Below are 26,364 nucleotides of genomic sequence, written 5' to 3' on the forward strand. Positions count from 1 at the left end.
TCATGCCCAAGTATAGCCGAATTGAGAAAGCAAAAAACTTGCCAGTCACAACAAAATGATGTTTTCCCCGCTCGAATTAACCTTGTTGTTGCTGGGCAGTGCCGTGCTGGGCGTGGTCGCCTTCCGCATGATGCATCTGCCGCCCATGCTGGGCTACCTTGCGGTCGGCATCCTGATCGGCCCCCACGCCATGGGACTGGCTGTGCAAAGCGAGACCACCCACGGCCTCGCTGAGTTCGGCGTGGTGTTCCTGATGTTCTCTATCGGGCTGGAATTCTCGCTCGCCAAACTCAAGGCCATGCGCGCCATTGTGTTCGGGCTTGGGCTGGCGCAGGTAGTGCTCACTATCATCGCAGCCATTATATTTGGCTGGGCCATCACTACCCAACTGCCCCCTTCCCTGCAAATCAGCTGGCAAGCCTCGTTCGCACTGGGCGGTGCGCTGGCCATGTCCTCGACCGCGATTGTGGTCAAAATGCTTACTGAGCGGCTGGAGCTGGAAAGCGAGCATGGCCGCAAAATCATCGGCATCCTGTTGTTCCAGGACCTCGCCGTCGTGCCGCTGCTGATCCTGATTCCTTCGCTGGGCGAGCGCCCGGACAAGCTGGTCGAGACCCTGGCATGGGCCGGTTTTAAAGCCGTGATCGTGCTGGCCCTGCTGCTGTTCTTCGGTCAGAAGATGATGCGCAGCTGGTTCACCATCGTGGTCAAGCGCCGCTCGCAGGAACTGTTCATGCTGAACCTGCTGCTGGTGACCTTGGGCGCGGCGTGGATTACCGAGCGCGCCGGCCTGTCGCTGGCCCTGGGCGCCTTTGTGGCCGGCATGCTGATTTCCGAGACCGAGTACAAGCACCAGGTGGAAGAAGACATCAAACCCTTCCGCGATGTGCTGCTGGGGCTGTTCTTCATCACCATCGGCATGCTGCTGAATGTGAAGCTGGTGGCAGCCAACTGGTGGCTGGTGCTGGTGCTGTTGTGCGCGCCGGTGCTGTTGAAGTTTGCCCTGATCGCTGGGCTGGCGAAATTGTTTGGCGCATCGGACGGCGTGTCGATGCGCACCGGCCTGGCGCTGGCGCAGGCGGGCGAGTTCGGCTTTGTGCTGCTCAACCTCGCGTCCGGGCAGAACCTGATGGATTCGAATATCGTGCAAGTGGTGCTGGCGTCGATGGTGCTGTCGATGCTGCTGGCGCCGTTCATCATCGCGCAGTCGGACAAGATCGTGATGAAGTTCTCCAGCAACGAGTGGATGATGCAGTCGCTGCAGCTGACCAAGATCGCCAGCCGCACCATGTCCACCAACAAGCACGTGATCGTATGCGGCTTCGGCCGCAGCGGCCAGAGTCTGGCCACCTTGCTGAGCGAAGAGAAAATCGACTACCACGCGTTGGACCTCGATCCGGAGCGGGTACAGGAAGCGCAGACCGCCGGCGCGCAAGTGTCCTACGGCGACGCGGGGCGGCGCGAAAGCCTGGTCGCGGCTGGTATCTACCGCGCCAGCGCGATTGTCATCACCTATGCAGACACCCGCTCAGCGCTACGCGTGCTGCACCTGGTGCACGAGCTGACGCCGGCCCTGCCGGTGATCGTGCGCGCGTACGACGACACGGATCTGGACCGCCTCAAGCAAGCCGGTGCAGCAGAAGTGGTGCCGGAACTGCTGGAGGGCAGCCTGATGCTGGCCTCACACGCGCTGGTGATGCTGGGCGTGCCGCTGCGGCGCGTGGTGCATCGCGTGCAGGCCGCGCGTGAAGAACGCTACGCCTCGCTGCGTGGCTACTTCCACGGCATGAGCGATGTGGATGAGGAAGCGGACATGGAACGCCTGCATTCGGTCACGCTGAACGGCAGCGCGCCGTGCGTGGGCCGTTCGCTGGGATCGCTGGACCTGGCGGCATCGGGTGCGCAAGTGGCCAGCATCCGGCGCGGCAAGAGCGGTGTGGAAGTGACGCCTGAGACGATGTTACAGGCCGGTGATGTGGTGGTGCTGCGTGGCGGTGCCGAAGCCGTCAACCGCGCCGAGCAGCGCTTAACACGCTAAACTCGCGTTAATCTTCGCGGGTGCTGACTACGCGATTGCGGCCGTGTTCCTTGGCGTAGTACAGCAGGTCATCGGCGCGCTCAATCAGGGCGCGGGCGATGGCATCCGGCTCGCCTTCCGCCGTACCTACCTCAAGGCAAGCCACGCCGATCGATACCGTCACCGACAGCTGCAATTCCAGCGACAAGGCAATCATGCTGCCCGCTACACTGGCGCGGATACGCTCGGCCACAAACGCGGCACTCTCCAGATTCGCATCGATCAGCAGCACCACGAATTCTTCGCCACCAAAGCGTGCCAGCGCGTCCGAGGTGCGCAGCTCGTTCTTGATGCGTCCGGCCACCTCGCGCAGCACCTCGTCGCCGCCACCATGGCCTACCGTGTCGTTGACGCGCTTGAAGTGGTCAATGTCGATGTACATGAAGGAAATCGGATACTGCTGGCGACGCGCGCGCGCAATTTCTTCCAGCAAGCGGCGGTCGATGTAGCGGCGGTTGTACACGCCAGTCAGCGAATCGGTCAGGCCGATGTACTTCAGCATCTCATTGGAGATTACGTTCTCCAGGCAGATGGCAATGATGGACGCCATGTGCTCGATGAAGTCCGTGCCCAGGCTCGGCGTAAACCGCGTCGGATCGCAGCTGCCCAGGTTCAAGCTGCCAATGATGCGCTTGTTACGCAGCAGCGGCACCAGCGCCACGCTCTGCAAACCAGCCGGTGCGTTCGGGAACGGTTCGGCGTGACGCTGGCGGTCGAACATTCCCAGCTGCGGCTTGGGCGTCGGTGAATAGGCGTTGCGGCGGCCGAGGTCAAAACCCAGCTCGTCCAGCGTCTCAACGAAAATCAAATCCGGGAAATCTTCAAACACCACATCCAGCTTGAGCATCACGGTGCGGATGTCGGCATCCTCGTCGATCAGCGTCAAGGTCACGCTATCGAGCTCGGAGATGACCGGCAGCACGCGGAAGATGGTGCCGATCAGTTCAGGAAAATTGCTGGCGCCGACAATCTCCAGGTCGAACGCCTGGTGGCGGGTCATGATGGAGTGGTTGCGTTCGGCCTGCTCCAGCAGGTAAGCCATCCGCGCGCGCAAAGCCCGGTTCTCGGCCGCCAGATCGTGTTGATCGGTCTGCGTCGGGAGTTTTCCGGTTGCGGTCTGCGTCATGATGGCCCTTTCTTGCGTACGCTCACCTTACGCTAAGTTGCGGCGGTTGGGAATGCTTGGCGGTGTCAAAAAGCCAAGGAAACTTCAATTTCTTGGCCTACCCGCACACGCTGGTCTTCGCCGGAGATCAGGATGCTGTTCATGCCGAAGCACAGCGCGCCCTCCACTTCCGGCTTGGCGCGGTAGCTTTGCATGATGTCCAGCGGATCGGGACCGAACTCGCCGGTGGCCTGGTCAATGGACGGCATCGGGCAGCGCGGGCATGGTTTGACGGGCTTCAGCACGGCGTCGCCGATCTGGAAAGTCTCGGCGTAGTCTTCCTCGAACGCTTCGATGCCATCGATGACGAGGTTGGGACGGAAGCGGTTCATCGGGATGGCCTGACGGCCGGCCGCCAGCAGTTTTTGATTCAGGTCGTCCAGCGAGGCCGTACCGGCCACCAGCACCGGATAGCCATCCGAGAACATGGTGGTGGCTTGCACGCCATCGGTCCACTTGGTGCTGACCGGGCGTTCAGCGTTGGCGTGGAAACGCGCCAGGCGGCACGGCACGCCGATGGCCTTGGTGAACCATTCGGCGGTCAGAGCGTCGCAGTCGTAGGCTAGCACGGCGTCGTCCCAGACTTGAGTGTTCAGCGTGGGCGCAGTGGCCGGATCCGGCAGGCCGAGCGGGATTTCCAGGCGCAGCATGCCGGGCGCTTGCACTTCCAGCGTGGTGCCTTTGAGAGTGGGCTTGATCAGCGCCATGCGTGGGTGCTCGCGCTGGGTCAGGCAGATGCCGTTTTCGTCCACCACCATCCATTCGCGATCGTAAATCTGTGCGGTCATCAGGCCGAGCGGAGTCAGCGTGGCTTCCTCCAGCGACAGGCCGGCGCAGGATTTGATCGGGTACAGTGTGATGGCGGACAAAATGGGCATCGTTACTCCTCGGTTGGTGCGGCGGCTTTGGCTTTCGGCGGACGCGGCGTGCGGGCAGCGGCCGGCTTGCGGGCTGGCTTGGCCTTGGCCGGCTTGTCGGTGGCTGGTTTGCCAGCGGCAGGCGCAACATCGGCAACCGGCGCTGCCTCGGCGGCAGCCGCTTTCGCAGGCACGGCGGCCTTCGGCTTGCCAGCATTTGGCTTGCCGGAGCGCGATTTACCAGCAGGACGGGCCTTCGGCGCAGGCGCCGCATCAGCACCAGGCGCTGCATCGGCAGCCGGAGCTGCAGCCGGGGTGGCCGTTGGCGCAGCAGCATGCTCGGTGGATGCGTTCGCAGCCGGTGCGGCTTCCGGCGCTACAGCTTCAGGCGCCTTGCCTTTTTTGGCCTGCTCCTTCAGCTTGCGTGCTGGCGGTCGGGCGCCGTTTTTCTTCTTGGACTGCGCGGAAGCGGCGTCGGCCGATGCTGCGGCTGGCGCTACGTCGGCGTTAGCAACAGGCGCCGTCTCAGCAGCTGCTGGCGCGCTATCCCACCACGGGGCGGCGGACGGAGCCGACTCGGTAGTGGCTGGCTGCGCGGAATCGGCGGCGTCGTCGCTATTGGCGGCATCGGCAGCGGCGTCACCTTGCGGACCACGCTGTTGCTGCGTGAGGCGCTGGGCCTGGCGTTCGGCGAAGCGCTCGGCGGCGGTGCGGCCACGATTGCGGCTGCGGCGCGATTCCTGCTGGCCGCCGTCTGCCGACGCAACCGCGCCGTCAACTGCAGCAACAGGCTCGCCCTGCGGCGCAAGCGCCGACGGCATGCCGGTGCCACGGTACACATAGGCACCGGACTTTTCATCGCGGCCAAATTCCAGATGGCCGCGCGCCTTGCATTCTTCGATCAGGTTGCCGAAAGTGCGGAAGCCATAGTACGACTCGCTGAAATCCGGCTTGCGGCGCTTGATCGCTTCCTTCAGCACCGACGCCCAGATCTTGCCGCTGTCGCCACGCTCCAGCACCAGCGCCTCGAAGGTGTTGACGGCGATCTCCACCGCTTGCGAGCGGCGCTTCTCCATCTCGTCGCGGCGGGCGCGTTCCTCTTCCGGCGTGCGCTTGACTTGCGGCTTCGCGTCCGGGCTGGCGTCGCGGCGCGCACGGCGGCTCTCGCGCACCAGGTCGTCGTAGAAAATGAATTCGTCGCAGTTGGCCACCAGCAGGTCGGAAGTCGACTGCTTGACGCCCACGCCGATTACCTTCTTGGCGTTCTCGCGCAGCTTGGACACCAGCGGCGAAAAGTCGGAATCGCCGGAAATGATGACGAAGGTATCCACGTGGGCTTTGGTGTAGCACAAGTCCAGCGCATCGACCACCATGCGGATGTCGGCCGAGTTCTTGCCGGACTGGCGCACGTGGGGGATTTCGATCAGCTCGAAGTTCGCTTCATGCATCGGCGCCTTGAACGACTTGTAGCGGTCCCAGTCGCAATAGGCCTTCTTGACCACGATGCTACCTTTGAGCAGCAGGCGCTCCAGCACCGGCTTGATATCGAATTTTTCGTAGTTCGCGTCACGCACGCCGAGCGCCACGTTCTCAAAATCGCAGAACAGCGCCATGCTGACGTTTTCGTTGGAAGAAGCCATGAAGAGTATTTTCTAGTGTAGGGGTAACGGCCCGGCCGATGATGCGACCAGACCGTCGAGGCCAGACCTTGCTGAGCGGCCGTTGGCGCTTAGACGTTGAACAGGAAGTTCAGCACGTCGCCGTCTTTTACCACGTATTCCTTGCCTTCGGCGCGCATCTTGCCGGCTTCCTTGGCGCCGCCCTCACCCTTGTACTGGATGTAGTCGTCGTAGGCGATGGTTTGCGCGCGGATGAAGCCGCGTTCGAAGTCGGTGTGGATCACGCCGGCCGCTTGCGGGGCGGTGTCGCCGATGTGGATGGTCCAGGCGCGCACTTCTTTGACGCCGGCGGTGAAGTAGGTTTGCAGGCCCAGCAGTTTGTAGGCGGCGCGGATCAGACGGTCCAGGCCAGGCTCTTGCATGCCCATGTCGGCCAGGAAGGCGACCTTGTCGGCGTCGTCCAGGTCGGCGATTTCCGCTTCGATGGAGGCGCAGATGGCGACGATCGGGGCGTTTTGCGACGCGGCGTAGGCGGTCAGCTGGTCCAGCAGCGGGTTGTTGGTGAAGCCGGTATCCGACACGTTGGCCACGTACATGGCCGGCTTGGCGGTGATCAGGCACAGTGGCTTGATCAGCAGCATTTCAGCCGCGTCCAGACCCATTGCGCGCACTGGCTTGGCTTCGTTCAGGTGCGGCACCAGGCGTTCCAGCAGGGCTACCAGCTTGATGGCATCCTTGTCGCCCGAACGGGCTTTCTTGTTTTCACGGTGGACGGCTTTTTCCACGGTGCTCAAGTCGGCCAGCGCCAGCTCGGTCTGGATCACTTCGATATCGTCCAGCGGGCTGACTTTGCCGGCCACGTGGATCACGTTGTCATCTTCAAAGCAGCGCACCACGTTGACGATGGCGTCGGTTTCGCGGATGTGCGACAGGAACTGGTTGCCCAGGCCCTCGCCCTGCGAGGCGCCCGCCACCAGGCCGGCGATGTCGACGAATTCAACGATGGCATTCACCTGACGCTCAGGCTTGACGATGTCCGACAGCGCAGCCATGCGCGGATCAGGGACTTCCACCACGCCGACGTTCGGCTCGATGGTGCAGAACGGATAATTTTCAGCCGGGATGCCGGCTTTGGTCAGGGCGTTGAACAGGGTGGACTTGCCGACGTTAGGCAAGCCGACGATGCCGCATTGGAGACTCATGAAAAACCTTTTAAATTATCAATATTGCCGGCAAGCGGCTGGTGAAAACGGCCCGATACGGGGCGTTTTTGGATATTCTTGCTGTTTTACAGCGTTCAAGGGGTCCATTGTACCTTTCTTGGGCTGACACTTCAAAAAACAGGAGCCCGTATGAGCATGCGCGACACCGGGCCTCCATCCTCGAAATCACCAAATTGATATTCATGCTCAGCTCCCCAAACAATCATCGTTATCGATTTCATCATAGGCCGTTGCGAAAACACCCTCAAGCGAGCACAACGCTATAAAAATTGTTGAAGCAGATGGTGACTTGTTTGGTGCTAGACTCGTCAGCTATCACAACTCCTCGGAAAGCCATGTCTATGTCTCGCGTGCGTGCCTCTGTTTTGATTGCCAGCCTGGTGCTGGCGGGTGTTCATACTTTGCCAGTACAGGCAAAGCCGGTTGCGGCGGCGATGGCCAAGGCCGGCCAGGCGCAGAAGCAGTTGGCGAAGCTGGCGGCGGCCTTCCACACCGCGCGCTGCAAGTTCGATCCGCTGCTGTTCGCCACCGCCAACGGCGACAGCCGCTACGACGACCAGATCGGCCTCGCCATTTCGCCGAAGGTGCGCGCGGCGCAGTTCACGCTGTATCGTGGACTGCAAAAGCAGCTGATCACGGTGCGCCGCGACCAGCTCGGCGCGCAGGACCAGCTGACCTACGACCTGCTCAGCTACGAGCTGAATAACGCGATGCAGATGGAGTCCTTCCCCGACCACCTGCTGCCGTTGAACCAGATGGACAACGTACCGAGCACGCTGGCCAATTACGCCGGCGGCACCGGCTCGCAGCCGCTGGAAACGGTCAGGCAGTACCAGGCTTACCTGAACCGTTTGAACCAGCTGCCGGCCTGGATCGACCAAGCCATCGCCAATATGCGCGAAGGCATGCGCAAGGGCGTGGTGCAGCCGAAGGCGATCACGGTAGCGATGCTGCCGCAGTTCCAGAACCTGCGTGCGGCCTCGCCACAAGCCAGCGTGTTCTACTCGCCGGTGACGCGCTTCCCGGCCGCGTTCTCCGATGCCGATAAAAAGAAACTCACCATCGCCTATCTGCAAACGGTGGACAGCAAAGTCGCGCCGGCGCTGAACCGCCTGGTCAGCTTCCTGGAAAACGAATACCTGCCTGCGGGCCGCAGCAGCACCGGCTGGAGCGCGCTGCCGAACGGCGCCGCATGGTACGCCGCCCACATCAAGGACAGCACCAACCTGCCGCTGCAAGCCGAAGAAGTCCACGCGCTGGGCCTGAAGGAAGTGGCGCGCATCCAGCAGCAGATGGCCTTGCTGGCGCCGCAACTCGGCTACGACGGTCCGTTGAAACAGCTGCCGCAATGGGTCAGCGCTCAGAGCAACTACAACATCTTCACCACCGACGAGCAGGTGCTGGATGCCTACCGCGCCATCTACGCGCAAGTGCAGGCCAAGCTGCCGACCTACTTCAGCCTGGTGCCGAAGGCCAAGCTGGAATTGCATCTGGAGCCGGAGCTGACGCGTGCGACGGCCTCCGACCACTACACGCCGTCGGCCGCGGACGGTTCGCATCCGGGCGTATTCTGGCCGGTGGTGAACGATCCTAAGCAGTACAGCCGGGTCGATATGGTCAGCCTGTTCCTGCACGAAGGCGTGCCCGGCCACCACCTGCACGCGGCGCTGTTGAAGGAAATCGACTTGCCGGACTTCCGCAAGTTCAGCACCGAGAATCCGAACAGTGCGGCCTACACCGAGGGTTGGGCGCTGTACTCGGAAACCCTGGGCAAGGAGATGGGCTTGTATGAAGATCCGGTGGCTTACTACGGCCACCTGAACGCCGAGATGCTGCGCGCCGCGCGGCTGGTGGTCGACACCGGCATGCACGCCAAGGGCTGGACGCGCGAGCAGGCAATCAGCTATCTGTCGGATGTGCTGGGCTGGAGTGAGGCCCGCGCGCGCAATCAGATCGAGCGCTACATGGTGCTGCCGGCGCAGGCGCTCAGCTACAAGATCGGCTCGCTGAAGATTCTGGAGTTGCGTGCCCGCGCGCAGCAGGCGCTGGGCGACAAGTTCAGCTACCAGAAATTCCACGAGGTAGTGATTGGCGACGGCACCCTGCCGATGCCGATTCTGGAACAGCGCGTCAACAGCTGGATCGCCAGCGCGAAATAAGCTGCGCTGACGGCCCCGATTGTGGCAATGTTGCAAATATGATAGCTTGCAGGATTGCCACAAGGGAGCCGTTGAATGGAATTCCTTTTGTTTGTTTTTGGCGTGTTCACGCTGGGCGTGGCCTGGCGTGCACGCAGCGATGCCCGCAAGGCGCTGCGCGTCGCAGCCGACCTTCAGCGCGAGCTCAACACCTTGCGTGCGGGCGGCCAGGAACGTGCAGCCTCAACAGCGCCGGCGGCCAGACAGCAGCCAGCGCCGACGCCTGCCACACTGACCGGCTACCACGTACCGAACGCGCCGCCCGCAACCGCAACGCGCCCGGTACGTGCTCCAGCCAGCGAGCCGATTGGATCGGTGCCCGCACCAGCGCCAACATCTGCCTCCCCGCCTAAGCCGGCGACACCGACGGCAACGCCGCAGCCGCAGCTGCCGCACCAGTCAACGAGCACACCGCAGTGGGCCCTCAGCGCCAAGGCCTGGCTGTTCGGCGGCAACCTGGTGGCCAAACTGGGTTTGCTGATCCTGTTCATCGGCGTCAGCTTCCTGCTCAAGTACACCGCCGCACGCGTCACCGTGCCGATCGAATTCCGCCTGACCGGCATCGTGCTGGCCGACCTCGCCCTGCTCGCCTGGGGCTGGCGCATCCGCCTCACGCGGCCTGCGATCAGCTTGCCCGTGCAAGGCGCCGCGCTGGCCGTGCTGATGCTGGTCACCTTCGGCGCCTTCCGCCTCTACCACGTGATCCCCGCTTCGCTGGCCTTCGCCCTGCTGCTGGTACTAACCGTCTTCACCTGCCTGCTGGCGGTACTGCAAGACGCCATGTGGCTGGCCATCTTCGGCATCGTCGGCGGCTTTGCCGCGCCCATCCTCGCCTCGACCGGCAACGGCAGCCACATCGGCCTGTTCACCTACTACGCCCTGCTCAACGCCGGCGTGTTCGCGCTGGCCCTGCTGCGCTCGTGGCGACCGCTGAACGTGCTGGGCTTTGTGTTCACCTTCGCCATCAGCACCACCTGGGGCGTGCTGCGCTATGCGCTGGAAAACTATCTGTCGGTGCAGCTGTTCCTGCTGCTGTTCTTCGGCTTCTACGTTTCGATCCCACTGGCCTACGCGCGCCGCCAAGTGATCCAGCTGAAAAACTACGTCGACGGCACACTCATCTTCGGCACGCCGATGCTGGGCTTCGGTCTGCAATTCACGCTGGTGCGCGACATGCCGTTCGGCGCGGCCTACTCGGCGCTGGCGCTCGGCCTGCTCTACATCACGCTGGCAACCGTGCTGCGGCGCCGTCCGCAATACGCGCTGCTGTCGGACGCCTTCCTCGCACTCGGCATCGTGTTCGGCACGCTGGCCATTCCATTCGCGCTCGACGGCCGCTGGACCTCCGCCGCGTGGGCACTGGAAGGCGCGGGTATCGTCTGGATCGGCCTGAAGCAAAAACAAAAGCTGGCCTGGATGTTCGGCCTGCTGGTGCAAGCCGGCGCGTGGATGTCCTTCATCGGCACCGCCGCCGGCTTGTCGCCCGAGCGCGCCATGGAATCCAACCTGTGGCTGGGCTTCCTCCTGCTCGCCCTGACCGCCTTCCTGATGGCGACCCGCTTCCGTGCGTCGGACGATAGCAAGTGGCTCAAAGTCCTCTCCAGCGTATTCCTGGCCGGTGCGGCGGTCTGGCTGGTGGCCGGCGCATGGACCGAAATCATCCTGCGGCTGGAACCGCGCAGCCAGGGCACGCCGCTGGTGCTGAGTGCAATCATCGCCGTCATCGTGCTGTCCGTGATCGCTAGAAAACTGGCATGGCCGCTGGCCACCGGACTGGCGATACTGGTGCAAGCGGTGGCCGGCATCAAGCTGATGACCATCATCATCGACCAGTGGTTGGGCAGCACGCCCACGCTGTTCGAACGTCCGCTGCTGGGCGCACTGATGATCTTCGCCGCAGCATTGTTCAGCAGCTGGACACTGAAGCAGCAACAGCCAGTGCGCGGCAGCAGCGTCTACTCCGCTTATCGGATCACGCTCGCGTGGTCGGCTTTGTGGTGGTTCGGCGTCGCCGCGCCGGACCTCGCCATGTGGCTGACGTCGCAATATGTCGAGCGTGCAGAAGCCATCTACGCGCTGCTGCTGGCAGCCACCACCGCCGCCAGCGTAACGGCGGCGCAACGCTTGAACTGGCCGGGCCTGCGCTGGGCCGCTGCTGTGGTCTGGGCCGCATTGACGCTGGCGTTGCTACCGCTGCTGGCCGAGCTGTACTTAAGCAGCGGGCACCTGCCAAGCGCACCACTCTGGATCGGCTACGCCGTGCTGTGGCTGGGCGGCGAATGGCTGCTGCGTGCATGGCCGGCACAAGGCTGGCCGCTGAATGGCGGCGCGCTGCGGGTGCTGCACGCGGTCCGCACTGGCGGGCCATGGCTGATGATCTGGCCGGTGGCCGCCTACTGGATCACGCACTGGCTGGGCGCCGACGATGCTAGCGACTGGAGCACCAGTGCCAGCTGGTCGCGCTTCATCCCGTCATGGCTGATGATGGGCGTGATCGCATGGCTGATGCAGCGCAGCCGCAGCAACAGCTGGCCGGTCGCGCCGCTGGCCGACTGGTATCAGCGCCGCCTGCTGCCGCTGGCCTGCGGCTGGTCAGTGCTGCTGGTGCTGGTGTGGAACCTGACGCAAGACGGCGCCATGCTGCCACTGCCCTACATCCCCTTCCTGAATCCGCTCGACCTGAGCACCTGCTTTGCCCTGCTGCTGCTCATCGCCTTGCAGCGTTTGCGCCCGGGCGTGCCGCCGCTGCTGTTCATCGCGCTGTTCGGCTACTTCTGGTTCAACCTGGCCTTGCTGCGCAGCGTGTCGCACTACCTCGGCGTGGCTTACACCTTCGACGCCCTGTTCGCCTCGCAGTTCGTGCAAGCCATGCTGTCGCTGGTGTGGAGCGTAACCGCGCTGCTGCTGATGCGCCATGCCGCGCGCCGCACGCAACGGCCGATATGGATAGGTGGCGCGGCCTTGCTGGCACTGGTGGTTGCCAAACTATTCCTGGTTGACCTGTCGAATGTGGGCGGTGTCGAGCGCATCGTATCCTTCCTCGGCGTTGGCGCGCTGATGGTCGGCATCGGCTATCTCGCGCCCTTCCCTACGCAAACGGAGAACGCATGAAACACCTTTTGATTGCCGCCTGGGCGGTATCCACACTCGCCACGACCAGCGATACGCCGCAAGACTACACCCACGTGCTGCCGCTCACCAGCGCCGCCAAACAAGGCGTGCTGCAAGTACGGCTGCCTAAAGAAATCTACCTGCACTCGCGCTCGGCCATGCTGGATGATGTGCGCGTGTTCGACGCCACCGGTGCGGTACTGCCGTTCGCCTTGCGCTCGCCGCCGGAGGAAACGCAATTCAGCCACCGCGACTTGCCGCTGGCAGTATTCCCGCTGATGAGCCGGGGCGGTCCGGCATCGCAGCTCGACCTCGACGTCAATACCAGCACCGATGGCCGTTTGCTGTCGGTCCGCGTCAAGCCCGATGCAGGCGAGGACCCGACGCATCCGCAGCGCTTGTCGGCGCTGGTGATGGATCTCGGCAAGCCTGCCGCCGAGCGCCCTTTGATCGGCGCGCTGCGCTTCGCACTGCCGCCGGACCAGAAGGATTACAACGCACAGGTATGGCTGGAAGTCAGCAGCGATATGAAACGCTGGGACACCATCGGCGCGGCAGAACTGAACTGGCTGGTGAACCGCGATGCGCAAACGCTGGTCAACGACCGGCTGGACTTTGCACCACGCGCCTTCCGCTACGCGCGCCTGAGCTGGCGCAACGGTACGCCGCTGCAGTTCGCGTCCATCATCGCCGAGCAGCCGGTGCGCACCGACAGCAAGCCGGCCGGCGAACAACTGCTGTTGTCGCCCAGCGCAGGCAAGCAGCCCGAGGATCTGGTCTACACCGTCCCAGTCGGCATCGCGCCGGACAAAGTAGGCTTGCAGTTCAGCGAAGCCAACGTGGTGCTGGCAGGCCAGATCGGCATCTACCGCGACGTGCCGCCGCGCCACGTGGGACAGGACGGTTGGCGTTTCGATCCGCTGCTGAATTCAACCTTTTACCGCATCACGCAAGGCGAGCAAGTGCGCAGCTCCGGCGATCTGGATGTAGCGTCGCTGCATTCGTCGCAATGGGTGCTGCGCACCGCCAAACCGGCCAGCGTCAAGCCGCAGCTGCATCTTGAGTGGCAGCCGGGCACGGTGGTCTTGCTGGGGAATGGCAAAGGACCGTACCTGCTGGCCGTGGGACGAGAGCGTGCCGCACCAGCCGCCAGCAGCATCGAACAAGTAGCGCCGGGCTTCTCGGAAGCCGAGCTGCAAAAGCTGGAATATGCGACCGTGGGGCCGGCGCGTGAACAAGCCGGCAGCGGCACGCGCGATCACGCCGCCGAACTGGCCGCCCTCAGCGCCTCGCAGCAACGCCTGATGGTGCTGTGGGGCGTGCTGCTGCTGGGTGTGGCGGCGCTGGGCTTTATGGTTTGGCGGCTGGTCCGTTCATCACGTTCATCACCGCCAGCGCCATAGCCTGGGCGGCGGTTTTGATTGATGGTTCCGGCACTGGCGCGTAGTACGGCGAGTGGTTGAAGGCGACCGGTTTGCCGCCCTTGTCGGCTTCCGCCACCACTTTCGGGTCGTACACGCCGGTGAAGAAGAACATGCCCGGCACGCCCTGGTTCACGAATTGCGAGAAGTCTTCGCTGGCCGTCATGGCCGGCATGCGCGAAACGTTGGCATCGCCGAAGGCTTGCTTCAGCACGCCTTCGGTACGGGTCACCAGCGCGTCGTTGTTGTCGATGGCGATGCCGCCCGGGATCAGCTCCACATCCGGCGCCGGCGCATCGGCCATGGCGGCGGAGGCGTTGGCGATGCGGCGTACGCCAGCCAGAATTTTCTCGCGCACGGCCGGGTTGTAGGTGCGGATGGTGCCGCGCACTTTCACCGTCTCCGGGATGATGTTGCCGACCGTGCCGCCATTGATGGCGCCGATGGTCACCACGCCGAATTCCTTCGGATCTTTTTCGCGGCTGATGACGGTCTGCACATCCACCACGAAGCGCGCAGCAATCGCGATCGGGTCGAGCGCCTTGTCCGGCGCCGAGCCGTGGCCACCACGGCCCTTGAAGGTAATTTCAATCGCATCGGAATTCGACGACACCGCACCGCTGTTGTAGCCGATGGTGCCGTAGGCCAGCGGCCACGAGTGCAGCGCGAACGCGTAGTCCGGCTTGCCGAAGCGCTGGAACAGGCCGTCCGCCAGCATGGCCTTCGCGCCCGACACGGTTTCTTCGGCTGGCTGGCCGATGAACATCAGCGTGCCCTTCCACTGCGACTTCAGCGTCACCAGCGTGCGCGCTGCGCCCAGCCATGCCGTCATGTGGACGTCATGGCCGCAGCTGTGGGCGGCCGCGACTTTGCTGGCATATGGCAGGCCGGTTTTTTCTTCCATCGGCAGCGCATCCATCTCGGTGCGCACCAGCACGGTCGGGCCGGGGCCGTTTTTGTAGATGGCGACGATGCCGGTCTTGCCGACTTTTTCCGTGACCTCAAAACCGATCTTGCGCATTTCAGCGGCCAGCTTGGCGGCGGTGCGCACTTCCTCGAAGGCGATTTCAGGATGCGCGTGCAAGTCCTTGTAGATCGCGTCCAGCTGCGGGTAGATGCTGTTGACCACGGTGCCTGCGTCCTGCGCTTGCACCGCGCCGGCGGCCAGCAATGCTACGATCGGTAAGAGTTTCATCGGTGGTAAGTCCTTTCAGTCGGTATGCAGCTTCATGGTAGCGTTGGGGAATTCGCCTTTGACGATTTGCGGCATCACCAGCAGCGATTTTTCGATCGAGCGCTCGATCAACTCCTGGTCTTCGCGGCGCGGACGATGCAGTACGAAGTCGGCCACTGGTTGCGCCAGGTTCAAGGTACGCGGATGGCCGATGCCAAGGCGCAGGCGCCAGTAATCTTGCGTGCCGAGGGCGGCGGTGATGTCTTTCAGACCATTGTGGCCGCCGGCCGAGCCGCCTTTTTTCAGGCGCGCGGTGCCCGGCATCAGGTCCAGTTCGTCGTGCACCACCAGCACTTCGTCGGCGTTGACCTTGAAGAAGCGGCACAGCGCACCGACCGATTGACCGGAGCGGTTCATATAGGTCAGCGGTTCCAGCAGATACACTTCCTGGCCAGCGATATTCGCCTTGGCAAACATGGCGTTGTACTTGGATTCGCGCTGCAGGCGTGCGCCGCTGTCGTTGGCGAGGTTGTCCACCAGCCAGAAGCCGGCGTTGTGGCGGGTTTGTTCGTATTCGGGGCCGGGATTGCCCAAGCCGACGATGAGGCGAATTGCCATGTTAATGCTCAGTGAAATAAAAACGATTATGACGAAAAAAAACCCGCCAGAGGCGGGTTTTTAATCAGACCGAGGTCAGATTACTTCTTTTCTTCAGCAGCAGCTGCTTCAGCAGCAACGTGGCCAGCTGGTACCGATGCGGTAGCGATGGTCAGGTTGTTGCCGTGGGTAACAGCGGTCACGCCTTTTGGCAGGGTCAGGTCAGCAACGTGAACCGAGTGGCCTACGTCCACGTTGGTCAGGTCAACGGTGATGAATTCTGGCAGGTCAGCTGGCAGGCACTCGATGTCCAGTTCGTTAGCAACGTGGCTGATGGTCGCGCCGTGCAGCTTAACAGCTGGCGAAACGTCAGCGTTGGCGAAGTGCAGAGCCACTTTCACGTGGATCTTTTTGTTCGCGTCAACGCGCTGGAAGTCAGCGTGCAGAACCAGTTGTTTGAATGCGTGAACTTGGAAGTCGCGCAGCAGAACTTTTTCTACTTGGCCGTCAATTTCCAGATCCAGGATCGACGAGTGGAACGCTTCTTTTTTCAGAGCGTGGTACAGCGCGTTGTGGTCCAGGGCGATGTTCAGCGGGGCAGCGGTGCCACCGTAGATGATGCCAGGGGTTTGGCCCGAATTACGCAGGCGGCGGCTCGCTCCGGAACCTTGCAATTCGCGTTTGAATGCAACTACTTTCATGTGAAACTCCAATAAATAACGAGACTTGCGTCCCGTGTGATGAAGCGCCCCGCGACCAGGCGCGCTTCGGGAAAAACGGCGCGCCCGGTAAAAAACCGGGCGCGCCGCCTGAAAAACTGAGTTGTCGCTGACTGCTTAGTCGACGAACAGGGAGATCACGGAATCGCCCTTGATGATGCGTTTGAAGGTCTCGGCCAGCAGCGGTGCGCAGGTCAGCTGACGGATCTTGGTGCAGTTTTTAGCCGCATCCGACAGCGGAATCGTATCGGTCACCACCAGTTCGTCCAGCGACGAGCTGTTGATGCGGTCGATTGCCGGGCCCGACAAGACTGCGTGGGTGCAATATGCTACCACTTTCTTGGCGCCGCGCTCTTTCAGCACTTCTGCTGCCTTGACCAGGGTACCTGCGGTGTCGACCATGTCATCCATGATCACGCAGTTACGGCCTTCGACGTCACCGATGATGTTCATCACTTCGGAGACATTGGCTTTTGGACGGCGCTTGTCGATGATGGCCAGGTCGCAGCCCAGGCGTTTTGCCAGGGCGCGGGCACGGACCACACCGCCGACGTCCGGCGATACGACCAGCAGGTCTTCGTTGTTCTTTTTCTGCAGGTCACCCAGCAGAATTGGCGAAGCGTAAATATTGTCAACCGGGATATCGAAGAAGCCCTGGATCTGGTCTGCGTGCAGATCCATGATCAGAACGCGCTCGACGCCCGCTTCTTCCAGCATGTTGGCGACGACTTTAGCCGAGATCGCAACGCGCGCCGAACGTGGGCGGCGGTCTTGACGGGCGTAGCCAAAGTAAGGAATCGCGGCGGTGATACGGCCAGCCGATGCGCGTTTCAGTGCATCAACCATCAGGATCAGTTCCATCAGGTTGTCATTGGTTGGCTGGCAGGTCGATTGCAGCACGAAGACGTCTTTACCGCGGACGTTTTCGTTGATTTCGACCATGACTTCGCCGTCCGAGAATTTCGAAACGTTCGCTTTGCCGAGGGGGATGCCGAGATTTTTTGCGACTCCCTCTGCCAACGCAGGATTAGCGTTGCCGGTAAAAACCATCAGGTTTTCGTAAGCCATTGGGATTCCAGAGAAGTTGTAGAAGATTCTTTGAGGCCAGCGCTTGCTGCGCGGCACGGAAAACTAAGTAGAATGAGGCGCATCGTGCGCCTCACTTTTTGCTCTACCTGGCCGGAGACTTGAGCCTCGACGGATCCAGATACAAACGAATGGCAGGGGAACAAGGATTCGAACCTTGGTATGCCGGAATCAAAATCCGGTGCCTTAACCAGCTTGGCGATTCCCCTACGCAACTGACTGCTCGTCGTTACAGGCCGATATTCTACAGCCTTTTTCACGCTTTGCAAAATCTTTTTTGCCGCCTCACAACTTCGTGGTGAGCATCGGATGCTGGTGCAGCGCTTTTGCTTTCCAGGCTTTCCACTGCGCTGGCACTTTTTGAAGTACCGCGTCGGCGTCTGCCTCGGTTGCTACTGCACTGAACACACATGCACCTGAGCCAGTCATCCTGGCATCACCGTAAGCACTTAGCCATTCTACCGCTTCTGCTACCGGCGGGAATAACTTCGTTGCTACCTGTTGCAAGTCGTTCTTTCCAAACCCTGATGTTTTAGAGTGGCTGGAAAAGTCCGCTATATTAACGACCAGCGTGTTCCTTGTCAAATGTTCTGAACCAAAAATTGCAGCGGTCGGCACCATCACGCCTGGTTCGATAACCACATACCAACAATCCGGGGCTGATACCGGCTGCAATGCCTCGCCTACGCCTTCAGCAAAAGCGGTCTCGCCGAAGATAAAAAATGGGATGTCGGCGCCCAGCGGCAGGCCGAGGTCCATCAATTCTTGTTTGCTGAGACCGGCGTTCCAGAGTTGATTCAATGCCATCAAGGTAGTGGCCGCGTCGGACGAGCCGCCGCCGACGCCGCCGCCCATCGGCAAAATCTTGTCAATTGCGATATCGACGCCGCGTGGCAGCGCGCCCGTGCGGCGCAGCACTTGCGCTTGCAGCAGCCTGGCGGCGCGGATGATGAGATCGCTCTCTTCCGGTACGCCGGGCATGTCGGTCACGCGGCGCAGGGCCGTGTCGTCGCGCAGGGTGAAGTGCAGCGTGTCGCCGTGGTCGATCAGCTGGAATACGGTTTGCAGCAGGTGATAGCCGTCCGCGCGGCGGCCATTCACGTGCAGGAACAGATTGAGCTTGGCCGGAGCCGGGCAGTTTTTTAATTCGGTCATGCCGGCATTTTACTGCGGACGGATGACGACGCGGATCTGCATATCGTCCACCGCTTCGCCCAGCACGATGCGGGTGGCGTCGATGCGTTTCGGCTGCGGCACGGCGGCCGTGTCATCCTGCCACGTCACATACTCCAGCTTCCAGCCATCGCGCGTGATGACGGTGTCGTTGGCGGGCGAGGCGACGAAGCGCTTGCCGTCGCGATCGGTGGCATAGCCTTGCAGCCAGTCGCGCAGTCCAGAGACCGGCAGCGTCCAGCCCAGCGTCTGCGCGGTCAGCGTATCCACGTCGGGCGCGCTCCTCGGCGGCTTGCCGCTTTCGGTCAGCGTGGCCGAGCGCGGCGTCACGTTGATCACCGCCACTGTCTGCCCGGTCGGCGAGTTCAGGGTGATGTCGGTGCTGGTCTTGGTCTGCCGCCAGATAAAGCTGCCGTTGGTCGGCTCGCGCTTGCCATCTCGGGTGTAGCTGATGAAGATGCCGCCTGCCAGCTCAATATCGTCCTGGTAGGCCGCCACAGCGGTGGCCGAGCGCGGCGCCGACGGCGTTACTGCGCAGCCGGCCAGCGCTGCGGTCATGGCGAGGGAAATCAGGAGCGGTCGTATCATTTAAATGCTTTGGTTGAGACGCGCCAGCGTGCTTTTCAGCGCGTCGTTTTTCGGATCCTTGGCCTGCGCTTCCTTCCACAACTTTTGCGCACCTTCGACATCGCCCTTGGCGAACAGCACCTCGCCCAGATGCACGGCAATTTCAGGATCGCCGCGCAAGGTATAGGCGCGGCGCAGGAAGGACTCGGCCTCGTTCAGGTTGCCCATGCGGTACTGCACCCAGCCCATGCTGTCCATGATGAACGGGTCGCCCGGCGCCATCTGCATGGCCTTGTCGATCAGCGTGTAGGCTTCCGGCAGGCGCTCGTTACGCTCGGCCAGCGAGTAGCCCAGTGCGTTGTAGGCGTGCTGGTTGTCGGGTGCGGCAATCATCACCTGGCGCAGGGCTTTTTCCATCAGCTCCACGTGACCCAGTTTTTCCGCCACCAGCGCAAAGTCATACAGCAGGTCGGGATTGTCAGGATAACGTTTGATGGCGTTTTCCAGCACCACGTAGGCAGCACGGTGGTCGCCGGCATCGCGCAGCAATTGTGCATCGGTCTGGAACACTTGCGCCTGGTCGACGGCCTCGGTCGGCTTCAGCTCGGCCAGCAACTGGCGGCCCTGGTCGACATTGCCTTTGCGCGCCAGCAGCACCGCCATTTTCATGCGCGCCGCAAGGTAGACCTTTTCATCGCTGCCATCGACCTTTTCCAGCCAGTTGTAAGCGGCATCGAGATCGTTGCGCTGCTCGGCCAGCTGCGACAGAATCAGCAGCGCCTTGGATGGGTCACGCTCATCGTTCGGATGCTCTTCCAAGACAGTGACGAAGCGGCTGAAGTATTTCTCCGCTTCCGCCGGATCGTTGGCCTGCATCGCCATCACGCCCAGTGCGTACAGCGTGGCGATGTTGTCCGGCTGGTCTTTCAGCAGGGTCAGGAATTGTTTGCGCGCTTCGTCGAACTGTTTGTTGTCGACCAGGATGCGGGCGTAGGCGGCGCGCACTTCGCGCGCGTTCGGGTACTGCTGCAGGAAGTCGGTCATCACTTTCATGGCGGCGTCGATATCGCCCGCCACTTGCGCCGTGGTCAGGATGGCCAGCTCGGAATCCGGCTTGATGGCCAGCGCCTTGCGCGCTTCGTCACGGGCGCGCGCCACGTCGTTGAGCGAAAACGCGCCCTGCGCCAGGATCAGGTGGGATTCCAGCGTGCCGTCGTACGGCAGCAGCACGCGCTCTTCCAGCTTGAAGGCAGCCACCTTGTCCTTGGCGCGCAGCAGGTATTGCTGCATCTGGAACATGGCCAGCGGACGCGCAGCCGGCGGCGCGTTTTTCAGGCGCTGCTCGAACACGGCTTCGGCTTCGTCAAGACTGTCGGCCGCCACGGCAAAGCCGAGGAAGTACTGCATGGCTTCGTCTGAATCAGGCGCCAGGCTGCGCCACAGGCGGATGGCGGCCACGCCCTCCTCCGGCTGCTTGGCAGTCAGCGCGATTTCGGCCGCGCGGCGCGCCAGGCGTGGATCGCGGGTCTGCTGCGCCAGCGACAGCATGGTGATGTACGGGCCTTGCCATTCGCCGCGCTTGAACTCCAGCTCGGCCTTGGTGATGCGATACAGCAGGTCGCCGGTCAGTTCCGTGTTTGGCAGCGCTTCCGGCGCCGGGGCCGGCGCTTCGGCTACTACGGGAACCGCTGCCTCGGCTTCTGGCTGCGGTGCGACAGCTGGCTCGGCCGGCTTCTGCGGCGCCACGGCGCACGCGGACATCAAGGCGGAGAGAGTTACAATGGCGAAAGCGTTTTTCAAGAGAAATCCTGGCAAGTCACAAAGTCAGTCAGATTTTACGCCGTTCGCATCACGCGCGGAGTTTGACTAGTGTAACCAAATATTCCGTCAGAGCCACACCGATGCCAGAATTACCAGAAGTTGAAGTCACCCGGCGCGGCGTTGCGCCCCATATCGAAGGCCGTACCGTGCGCGCCGTGGTGCTGCGCCGCGACGGCCTGCGCTGGCCCTTCCCGCCCGAACTGCCGCAGCTACTGGCCGGCCGGCGCGTGCTGAGTACTGGCCGCCGGGGCAAGTACCTGCTGGTGCATTTCGAGCATGGCACGCTGATCATCCACCTCGGCATGTCCGGCCATTTGCGGGTGCTGGCGCCCGGCATCGAGCCAGAGAAGCATGACCATTTCGATCTGGAAGTCGAGGGGCCGAGCGGACGGCAAGTGCTACGCATGAAAGACCCGCGCCGCTTTGGCGCCGTGCTGTGGCACGACGCTGCCGATGGTGAGCTGGAACACCACCTGCTGCTGCGCGGGCTGGGCGTGGAGCCGCTGGAAGCGGGCTTCAACGGCAAATTGCTGTACGATCAAACCCGGCAGCGGAGCGCGCCGGTCAAGCAGGTGCTGCTGGCGGGCGATATCGTGGTCGGCGTGGGCAATATCTATGCTTCGGAGAGCCTGTTCCGGGCCGGGATCAATCCCAAGCTGCCGGCGCGGCGCATCAGCCTGGCGCGCTACGAAAAGCTGGCGCAGGCGATCCGCGAGGTGCTGGCCGAGGCCATTGTGCAAGGCGGCAGCACGCTGCGCGACTTTATTGCTGTGAATGGGCAGTCAGGCTACTTCCAGCAGACGTATTTCGTCTATGATCGAACTGGCGTGCCTTGCCGCGTGTGCGCGGCGCCGATACGCCAGATCAAGCAGGGCCAGCGGTCCACGTTCTATTGCATCAATTGTCAAAAATGAGTTGCCAAACGAGTTGCCAAACATAAGGGCAGGCAGATGATGGTCAGGGATTTTGAACAGTACAGCGCATGGCGGCAGGGCGTCGTCAACGCGCTGAGAAACTACCAGGCGTGGGTGGCCGGCGCATCCCTGACCGATGCCGCCACCGAACAGCGCATTGTGCGCAACCTGGCGCGGCTGGAGGACGACAAGCTGTCGGTGGCGTTCGTGGCCGAGTTCTCGCGCGGGAAGTCGGAGCTGATCAATGCGATTTTCTTTGCCGAATACGGCCAGCGCATTTTGCCGTCGGCAGCCGGCCGCACCACCATGTGCCCGACCGAGCTGCTGTGGGATCCAGCCTTTGGGCCTTCGATCCGCCTGCTACCGATTGAGACGCGGGCCGATAACCTGTCCACCGGCGATTACCGCGATCAGCCATCTGCATGGACCGTGCTGCCGCTGAATCTCGATGCCGGCGCGGAGATGCACGAAGCTTTCAAACAGGTCAGCAAGACGCGCTACGTGCCGGTCGAGGAAGCCAAGCGCTACGGTCTGTACGACGAGGATGATCCTGACATGCCGGTCACGCTGGACGAGCATGGTCGGGTGGAGATTTCGCACTGGCGCCACGCCATCATCAACTTCCCGCATCCGCTGTTGAAGCAGGGCCTGGTGATCCTCGATACGCCGGGCCTGAACGCCATCGGCACCGAGCCTGAGCTGACGCTGAATTTAATCCCAAACGCACACGCGGTGCTGTTCATCCTGGCCGCTGACACCGGCGTGACCAAGAGCGATATCGAAGTCTGGCGCAACCACATCGGCGCCGGTGCCGGCCGGCTGGTGGTACTGAATAAAATCGACAGCATGTGGGATGAGCTGCGCAGCGAGGAAGACGTCAACGCCGAGATCGAACGCCAGCAAGCCAATGTGGCGCACGTGCTGTCGCTGGAGCCGGGACAGGTGTTTCCGGTGTCGGCGCAGAAGGCGCTGGTGGGCAAGATCAATCACGATGTCGAGCTACAGGCGCGCAGCCGCTTGCATGCGCTGGAAGGCGCGCTGTTCAACGAGCTGATTCCCGCCAAGAAGGACATCGTGCGCAAGCAACTCAGCGATGAACTGCAGGCGCTGAACACGGCGCAGCTGGGCATGCTGAATGGACGCATCCGCGGCATCGTCGAGCAGTTGCATGAGTTGAAGAGCCTGCGCGGCAAGAACCAGAGCGTGGTGGCGCACATGATGCGCCGCATCGACGTGGAGAAAAAGGAGTTCGACGCCAGCTTGTTCAAGCTGCAAGCGACGCGCGCCGTGTTCACGCGTTTGTCGACCGAGCTGTACACCTGCATGGGCATGGACATTGTGCGCGACGATATCGAACTGGTGCGCGAAGAGATGCAGCGCAGCCGCTTCTTCACCGGCGTGCGCGAGGCGGTGCGCGGCTACTTCGAACGTACGCGCGCCAATCTGGACGCAGCTGAATTCAAGACGGTTGAAATCACCGAGATGATGGGCGTGATGTATCGCCGCTTCTCCAGCGAACACGGGCTGACCCTGGCGCTGCCGATGCCGTTCTCGCTGGCGGCGTACCGCGACGAGCTGGATTCGATCGCAACGATTTACTCGAAAACCTTCGGCACCGCCACGCTGCTGACCACTAGCCGCGTGACCTTGATGGAGAAATTCTTCGACACCATCGCCTCGCGCGTGCGCGGCTGCTTCAAGTCGGCCAATAGCGACGCGGAAGCGTGGCTGAAAGTGATCATGGCGCCGCTGGAGGCGCAGATCCGCCAGCACAAAGACCAATTGAAACACCGGCTGGGGTCGATCCAGCGCATCCACGATGCGACCGACAGCCTGGAACAGAAAATCGATGCGTTCGAGCGCAGCCAGCAGGAGCTGGAAGCGCAGAAGGCGCGTCTCAACGAATTGGCTGGTGCCATCAGCATCGCCATCAATGCAGAGTTTGTGGCGCTGGACGCCGCCGCTTAAGTACGGGAAAAGAATGAAAGTTGTAGCAGTAGAGAATTTTGTCGATCCGAGTTTTTCCGCCGACCTGATCGGCTGGCAGCAAGTCCACGGCCGTCACACGCTGCCGTGGCAAAACACCCGCGATGCGTATCTGGTCTGGCTGTCGGAAATCATGCTGCAGCAGACACAGGTGTCGGCTGTGCTGGGTTATTACGCGCGCTTCCTGGAGCGCTTCCCTACCCTGCGTGATCTGGCCGCTGCGCCGGTCGAAGATGTGATGGCGCAGTGGAGCGGCCTGGGCTACTACACGCGGGCGCGCAACCTGCACAAGTGCGCCCAGCGCGTGGTGGCGGAATACGATGGCGTGTTCCCTTCCGATCCCTTGCTGCTGGCAGAGTTGCCAGGTATCGGCCGTTCGACGGCAGCGGCGATTGCGGCGTTTTCCAGCGGCCGCCGTGCGGCCATCATGGACGGCAATGTGAAGCGCGTGTTTGCGCGGGTGTTTGGCATCGATACCTATCCGGGTGAGAGGAAGACTGAGGAAGCCATGTGGCGGCGTGCGGAAGCGCTGCTGCCGGAGGCTGGCATCGAGTCATACACGCAGGGCTTGATGGACATGGGCGCGACCTTATGCACGCGCAGCAGTCCATCGTGCGAACGCTGCCCGATGCAGCCGCGCTGCGTGGCGTTTGCTACGGGCCGCACCAAGGATCTGCCGGTACGCAAGCCGAAGAAGGCGGTGCCGGAAAAGCATGCGGTGATGCTGCTGGTGGTGGATGGCGATCAGGTGCTGCTGGAGCAGCGTCCGCCTTCTGGCATCTGGGGCGGTTTGCTATCGCTGCCGGAGCTGGATGGCCATGTGGCGGCGGAAGATGATGAAGTGGAGCCGGCTGATCAAGATGCGCTGATGCGCGCGGTGAGCAAGTTTGGCGAGATGGAGTCCTGTGAGCACTTGTCGACGGTAACGCATGTGTTCACGCATTACAAGCTGCACATCGCGCCCTACCGCATCACGTTGTCACGGCGCCTGATGCTGGCCGCCGAATCCGGCCACGTCTGGCTCAACGCCGCCGATATCGCTAACGCAGCCCTGCCCGCGCCGGTGAAGAAACTGCTATTGGAACTGCTAGGCAACCGCAACGCCGCCCAGCAGCGCATGTTCTAAAGGTACTTGAGCGCCGCAATGGCCAGCGCCACGATGCTGATTTGCGCTCCGAATGTCCACCTCAGCATCGTCGCAATCGCGCGTTCCAGTTTGGCATCGAGCTCCTTGCGCAATAGATCGATCTTGCCGTTGAGCTCGGTAGAGACAAGGTCGATCTTGGCATTGGTTTTGGCAAAGCCGATATCAGTCTTGGCAAAGCCAACGCCCATTTCTTCTCGCAGCGTGGCAAGTTCATCCTTGCGAACGTAGGTAGACTGGATAACGGCAACATTAGTCTCCAGTGTGCTGACTCGCTCAACGATTTGCGGTTCCATGATCGCCTCCTGTCACTCATCATCTACCGCGCACTGGAGCGGGTCAAGCTGAGCAATGACGGTATAGCTTGAGGCAGATCAAAGCTCGTCGAGCGAGAACAGGCGGCGGTGTTCGCGGATGGCGTAGCGGTCGGTCATGCCGGCGATGTAGTCGGCGATCTTGCGCGCGACTTTGTTCACGTCGCCAGATTTGTCCTGGTAATCGGGCGGCAGCAAGGCCGGCTCGGCCATGAAGGCTTCGAACAATTCGCGCACGATGCGGCTGGCTTTTACCCGCATGCGGCCGACTTTGTAATGGCGATAGAGATTGGCGTACAAGAACCGCTTGAGTTCGGTCGCATCCTTGCGCATCTCGTCAGAGAAGCGTATCAGCGGTGGCGCGGTCCGCACGTCATCGATGTGCTTGGGAGCGGCCTCGGCAATGCGCGCGCTGGAGGTGACGATCAGGTCATCGGCCAGCGCCGTAATCAAGCGGCGCAAAGTTTCGTAAATCGCGCGGCGGCCCGACAGGCCGGGGAAAGCCTGCTGCACATCGCGCCACAGCTTGGCAAAAAACTCCACTTGCTCCAGCTGTTCGATCGTAATCAGGCCCGAACGCAGGCCGTCATCAATGTCATGGCTGTTGTAGGCGATTTCATCGGCCAGATTGGTCAGCTGCGCTTCCAGCGACGGCTGGGTGCGGTCGATAAAACGCTGCGCCACCGGCCCCAGCACTTTCGCATTATTCAGCGAGCAGTGCTTAAGGATGCCCTCGCGCGTTTCAAACATCAAGTTGAGGCCGTCATACGCGCCGTAGTGTTCTTCCAGCTCATCGACCACGCGCAGGCTTTGCAGGTTGTGCTCGAAGCCGCCGTAATCCTTCATGCACTCGTTGAGCACGTCTTGCCCGACATGGCCGAACGGCGTGTGACCGAGATCGTGCGCCAGCGAAATCGCCTCCACCAGATCCTCGTTCAACCGCAGGTTACGCGCCAGCGAACGGCCGATCTGCGCCACTTCCAGGCTGTGGGTCAGCCGGGTGCGGAACAAATCGCCTTCGTGATTGAGGAATACCTGGGTCTTGTACTCCAGCCGGCGGAAGGCCGAGGAGTGAATGATGCGGTCACGGTCGCGCTGGAACTGGCTGCGCGAGGCGTGCGCCGTTTCAGGATAACGCCGGCCCGCACCGCCCTCCGAGTGGGCGGCGTAGGGAGCAAGGAACTCTTCCGGCGTCATG

20 protein-coding genes and 1 tRNA gene are annotated in these 26,364 nt (G+C 62.2%); 7 read left to right on the plus strand and 14 right to left on the minus strand.

Annotated features, from left to right (window positions below):
* Positions 1 to 58: 58 nt before the first annotated feature.
* The gene (locus tag GTP46_RS01055; RefSeq protein WP_161004996.1) at positions 59 to 2,038 is read left to right on the plus strand and encodes a monovalent cation:proton antiporter family protein; all 1,980 of its coding nucleotides are present in this window, start codon (positions 59 to 61) and stop codon (positions 2,036 to 2,038) included.
* Positions 2,039 to 2,045: 7 nt separating this feature from the next.
* On the opposite strand, the gene GTP46_RS01060 is transcribed toward GTP46_RS01055, so the two are convergent.
* The 4 genes from GTP46_RS01060 to ychF all read right to left on the minus strand — a co-directional run bounded on the left by GTP46_RS01060 (position 2,046) and on the right by ychF (position 6,920).
* Positions 2,046 to 3,203: a GGDEF domain-containing protein gene (locus GTP46_RS01060; protein WP_161004793.1), complete on the minus strand. Its 1,158-nt coding sequence runs from the start codon at positions 3,201 to 3,203 to the stop codon at positions 2,046 to 2,048.
* A gap of 65 nt (positions 3,204 to 3,268) precedes the next feature.
* Positions 3,269 to 4,120, minus strand: a complete 852-nt coding sequence (locus tag GTP46_RS01065) for an MOSC domain-containing protein (protein ID WP_161004794.1) — start codon at positions 4,118 to 4,120, stop codon at positions 3,269 to 3,271.
* 2 nt (positions 4,121 to 4,122) lie between these two features.
* On the minus strand, positions 4,123 to 5,739 hold the full coding sequence (locus GTP46_RS01070; RefSeq protein WP_161004795.1) for an NYN domain-containing protein: 1,617 nt from the start codon (positions 5,737 to 5,739) through the stop codon (positions 4,123 to 4,125).
* An 89-nt stretch (positions 5,740 to 5,828) separates the two neighbouring features.
* Entirely contained in the window at positions 5,829 to 6,920 is a 1,092-nt protein-coding gene (gene ychF / locus GTP46_RS01075; protein ID WP_161004796.1) for a redox-regulated ATPase YchF, read from the minus strand.
* A 356-nt stretch (positions 6,921 to 7,276) separates the two neighbouring features.
* Here ychF and GTP46_RS01080 point away from each other — a divergent pair, with 356 nt between their 5' ends.
* The 3 genes from GTP46_RS01080 to GTP46_RS01090 all read left to right on the plus strand — a co-directional run bounded on the left by GTP46_RS01080 (position 7,277) and on the right by GTP46_RS01090 (position 13,653).
* Entirely contained in the window at positions 7,277 to 9,100 is a 1,824-nt protein-coding gene (locus tag GTP46_RS01080; protein WP_161004797.1) for a DUF885 domain-containing protein, read from the plus strand.
* A gap of 75 nt (positions 9,101 to 9,175) precedes the next feature.
* A complete protein-coding gene (locus tag GTP46_RS01085; protein ID WP_161004798.1) occupies positions 9,176 to 12,250 on the plus strand; it encodes a DUF2339 domain-containing protein in 3,075 nt (1,024 codons plus the stop codon).
* On the plus strand, positions 12,247 to 13,653 hold the full coding sequence (locus tag GTP46_RS01090) for a DUF3999 family protein (RefSeq protein ID WP_161004799.1): 1,407 nt from the start codon (positions 12,247 to 12,249) through the stop codon (positions 13,651 to 13,653). Before GTP46_RS01085 ends, GTP46_RS01090 begins: the two co-directional genes overlap by 4 nt.
* Here GTP46_RS01090 and GTP46_RS01095 read toward each other — a convergent pair.
* From GTP46_RS01095 to GTP46_RS01130, 8 genes are all read right to left on the minus strand, one after another.
* Positions 13,601 to 14,866 (minus strand): amidohydrolase, encoded by a 1,266-nt coding sequence (locus tag GTP46_RS01095; RefSeq protein ID WP_161004800.1) that lies wholly within the window; start codon positions 14,864 to 14,866, stop codon positions 13,601 to 13,603. The genes GTP46_RS01090 and GTP46_RS01095 overlap by 53 nt on opposite strands.
* A gap of 15 nt (positions 14,867 to 14,881) precedes the next feature.
* Positions 14,882 to 15,463 carry an aminoacyl-tRNA hydrolase gene (gene pth, locus GTP46_RS01100; protein WP_161004801.1) on the minus strand — a complete coding sequence of 194 codons (582 nt, stop codon included), beginning with the start codon at positions 15,461 to 15,463 and terminating at the stop codon, positions 14,882 to 14,884.
* An 80-nt stretch (positions 15,464 to 15,543) separates the two neighbouring features.
* Complete coding sequence (locus tag GTP46_RS01105) at positions 15,544 to 16,143, minus strand: 50S ribosomal protein L25/general stress protein Ctc (protein WP_161004802.1); 600 nt, start codon at positions 16,141 to 16,143, stop codon at positions 15,544 to 15,546.
* A 135-nt stretch (positions 16,144 to 16,278) separates the two neighbouring features.
* Entirely contained in the window at positions 16,279 to 17,229 is a 951-nt protein-coding gene (locus GTP46_RS01110) for a ribose-phosphate pyrophosphokinase (protein WP_161004803.1), read from the minus strand.
* A 150-nt stretch (positions 17,230 to 17,379) separates the two neighbouring features.
* A tRNA-Gln gene (locus GTP46_RS01115) sits at positions 17,380 to 17,456 on the minus strand.
* Between the two features lie 76 nt (positions 17,457 to 17,532).
* On the minus strand, positions 17,533 to 18,402 hold the full coding sequence (gene ispE, locus GTP46_RS01120; RefSeq protein ID WP_161004804.1) for a 4-(cytidine 5'-diphospho)-2-C-methyl-D-erythritol kinase: 870 nt from the start codon (positions 18,400 to 18,402) through the stop codon (positions 17,533 to 17,535).
* Positions 18,403 to 18,411: 9 nt separating this feature from the next.
* Positions 18,412 to 19,008 (minus strand): outer membrane lipoprotein LolB, encoded by a 597-nt coding sequence (locus GTP46_RS01125; protein WP_161004805.1) that lies wholly within the window; start codon positions 19,006 to 19,008, stop codon positions 18,412 to 18,414.
* Positions 19,009 to 20,748, minus strand: coding sequence for a tetratricopeptide repeat protein (locus GTP46_RS01130; protein ID WP_161004997.1), 1,740 nt, complete (start codon positions 20,746 to 20,748; stop codon positions 19,009 to 19,011). It lies immediately after the preceding gene.
* A gap of 140 nt (positions 20,749 to 20,888) precedes the next feature.
* On the opposite strand from GTP46_RS01130, the gene mutM reads away from it, so the two are divergent.
* The 3 genes from mutM to mutY are packed head-to-tail and all read left to right on the plus strand — an operon-like array spanning position 20,889 to position 24,834.
* Positions 20,889 to 21,722 (plus strand): bifunctional DNA-formamidopyrimidine glycosylase/DNA-(apurinic or apyrimidinic site) lyase, encoded by an 834-nt coding sequence (gene mutM, locus GTP46_RS01135; RefSeq protein WP_161004806.1) that lies wholly within the window; start codon positions 20,889 to 20,891, stop codon positions 21,720 to 21,722.
* A gap of 39 nt (positions 21,723 to 21,761) precedes the next feature.
* A complete protein-coding gene (locus GTP46_RS01140; RefSeq protein ID WP_161004998.1) occupies positions 21,762 to 23,690 on the plus strand; it encodes a dynamin family protein in 1,929 nt (642 codons plus the stop codon).
* 13 nt (positions 23,691 to 23,703) lie between these two features.
* Positions 23,704 to 24,834, plus strand: coding sequence for an A/G-specific adenine glycosylase (gene mutY / locus GTP46_RS01145; protein ID WP_161004807.1), 1,131 nt, complete (start codon positions 23,704 to 23,706; stop codon positions 24,832 to 24,834).
* Here the strand turns inward: mutY and GTP46_RS01150 are convergent.
* Both GTP46_RS01150 and GTP46_RS01155 read right to left on the minus strand, forming a co-directional pair.
* Positions 24,831 to 25,148 (minus strand): hypothetical protein, encoded by a 318-nt coding sequence (locus tag GTP46_RS01150; protein WP_161004808.1) that lies wholly within the window; start codon positions 25,146 to 25,148, stop codon positions 24,831 to 24,833. The genes mutY and GTP46_RS01150 overlap by 4 nt on opposite strands.
* A gap of 78 nt (positions 25,149 to 25,226) precedes the next feature.
* Positions 25,227 to 26,363, minus strand: a complete 1,137-nt coding sequence (locus GTP46_RS01155) for a deoxyguanosinetriphosphate triphosphohydrolase (protein ID WP_161004809.1) — start codon at positions 26,361 to 26,363, stop codon at positions 25,227 to 25,229.
* Position 26,364: the final 1 nt, after the last annotated feature.

The sequence above is a fragment of the Duganella flavida genome (genome assembly GCF_009857445.1).
In the GTDB taxonomy this organism is placed as follows: domain Bacteria; phylum Pseudomonadota; class Gammaproteobacteria; order Burkholderiales; family Burkholderiaceae_D; genus Rugamonas; species Rugamonas flavida.

What these genes read in the sequence shown, in the direction of transcription:
- GTP46_RS01055 (WP_161004996.1), top strand. Translation starts at nt 59, where the DNA reads ATGTTTTCCCCGCTCGAATTAACCTTGTTGTTGCTGGGCAGTGCCGTG.
- GTP46_RS01060 (WP_161004793.1), bottom strand. Translation starts at nt 3,203, where the DNA reads ATGACGCAGACCGCAACCGGAAAACTCCCGACGCAGACCGATCAACAC.
- GTP46_RS01065 (WP_161004794.1), bottom strand. Translation starts at nt 4,120, where the DNA reads ATGCCCATTTTGTCCGCCATCACACTGTACCCGATCAAATCCTGCGCC.
- GTP46_RS01070 (WP_161004795.1), bottom strand. Translation starts at nt 5,739, where the DNA reads ATGGCTTCTTCCAACGAAAACGTCAGCATGGCGCTGTTCTGCGATTTT.
- ychF (WP_161004796.1), bottom strand. Translation starts at nt 6,920, where the DNA reads ATGAGTCTCCAATGCGGCATCGTCGGCTTGCCTAACGTCGGCAAGTCC.
- GTP46_RS01080 (WP_161004797.1), top strand. Translation starts at nt 7,277, where the DNA reads ATGTCTATGTCTCGCGTGCGTGCCTCTGTTTTGATTGCCAGCCTGGTG.
- GTP46_RS01085 (WP_161004798.1), top strand. Translation starts at nt 9,176, where the DNA reads ATGGAATTCCTTTTGTTTGTTTTTGGCGTGTTCACGCTGGGCGTGGCC.
- GTP46_RS01090 (WP_161004799.1), top strand. Translation starts at nt 12,247, where the DNA reads ATGAAACACCTTTTGATTGCCGCCTGGGCGGTATCCACACTCGCCACG.
- GTP46_RS01095 (WP_161004800.1), bottom strand. Translation starts at nt 14,866, where the DNA reads ATGAAACTCTTACCGATCGTAGCATTGCTGGCCGCCGGCGCGGTGCAA.
- pth (WP_161004801.1), bottom strand. Translation starts at nt 15,463, where the DNA reads ATGGCAATTCGCCTCATCGTCGGCTTGGGCAATCCCGGCCCCGAATAC.
- GTP46_RS01105 (WP_161004802.1), bottom strand. Translation starts at nt 16,143, where the DNA reads ATGAAAGTAGTTGCATTCAAACGCGAATTGCAAGGTTCCGGAGCGAGC.
- GTP46_RS01110 (WP_161004803.1), bottom strand. Translation starts at nt 17,229, where the DNA reads ATGGCTTACGAAAACCTGATGGTTTTTACCGGCAACGCTAATCCTGCG.
- ispE (WP_161004804.1), bottom strand. Translation starts at nt 18,402, where the DNA reads ATGACCGAATTAAAAAACTGCCCGGCTCCGGCCAAGCTCAATCTGTTC.
- GTP46_RS01125 (WP_161004805.1), bottom strand. Translation starts at nt 19,008, where the DNA reads ATGATACGACCGCTCCTGATTTCCCTCGCCATGACCGCAGCGCTGGCC.
- GTP46_RS01130 (WP_161004997.1), bottom strand. Translation starts at nt 20,748, where the DNA reads ATGTCCGCGTGCGCCGTGGCGCCGCAGAAGCCGGCCGAGCCAGCTGTC.
- mutM (WP_161004806.1), top strand. Translation starts at nt 20,889, where the DNA reads ATGCCAGAATTACCAGAAGTTGAAGTCACCCGGCGCGGCGTTGCGCCC.
- GTP46_RS01140 (WP_161004998.1), top strand. Translation starts at nt 21,762, where the DNA reads ATGGTCAGGGATTTTGAACAGTACAGCGCATGGCGGCAGGGCGTCGTC.
- mutY (WP_161004807.1), top strand. Translation starts at nt 23,704, where the DNA reads ATGAAAGTTGTAGCAGTAGAGAATTTTGTCGATCCGAGTTTTTCCGCC.
- GTP46_RS01150 (WP_161004808.1), bottom strand. Translation starts at nt 25,148, where the DNA reads ATGGAACCGCAAATCGTTGAGCGAGTCAGCACACTGGAGACTAATGTT.
- GTP46_RS01155 (WP_161004809.1), bottom strand. Translation starts at nt 26,363, where the DNA reads ATGACGCCGGAAGAGTTCCTTGCTCCCTACGCCGCCCACTCGGAGGGC.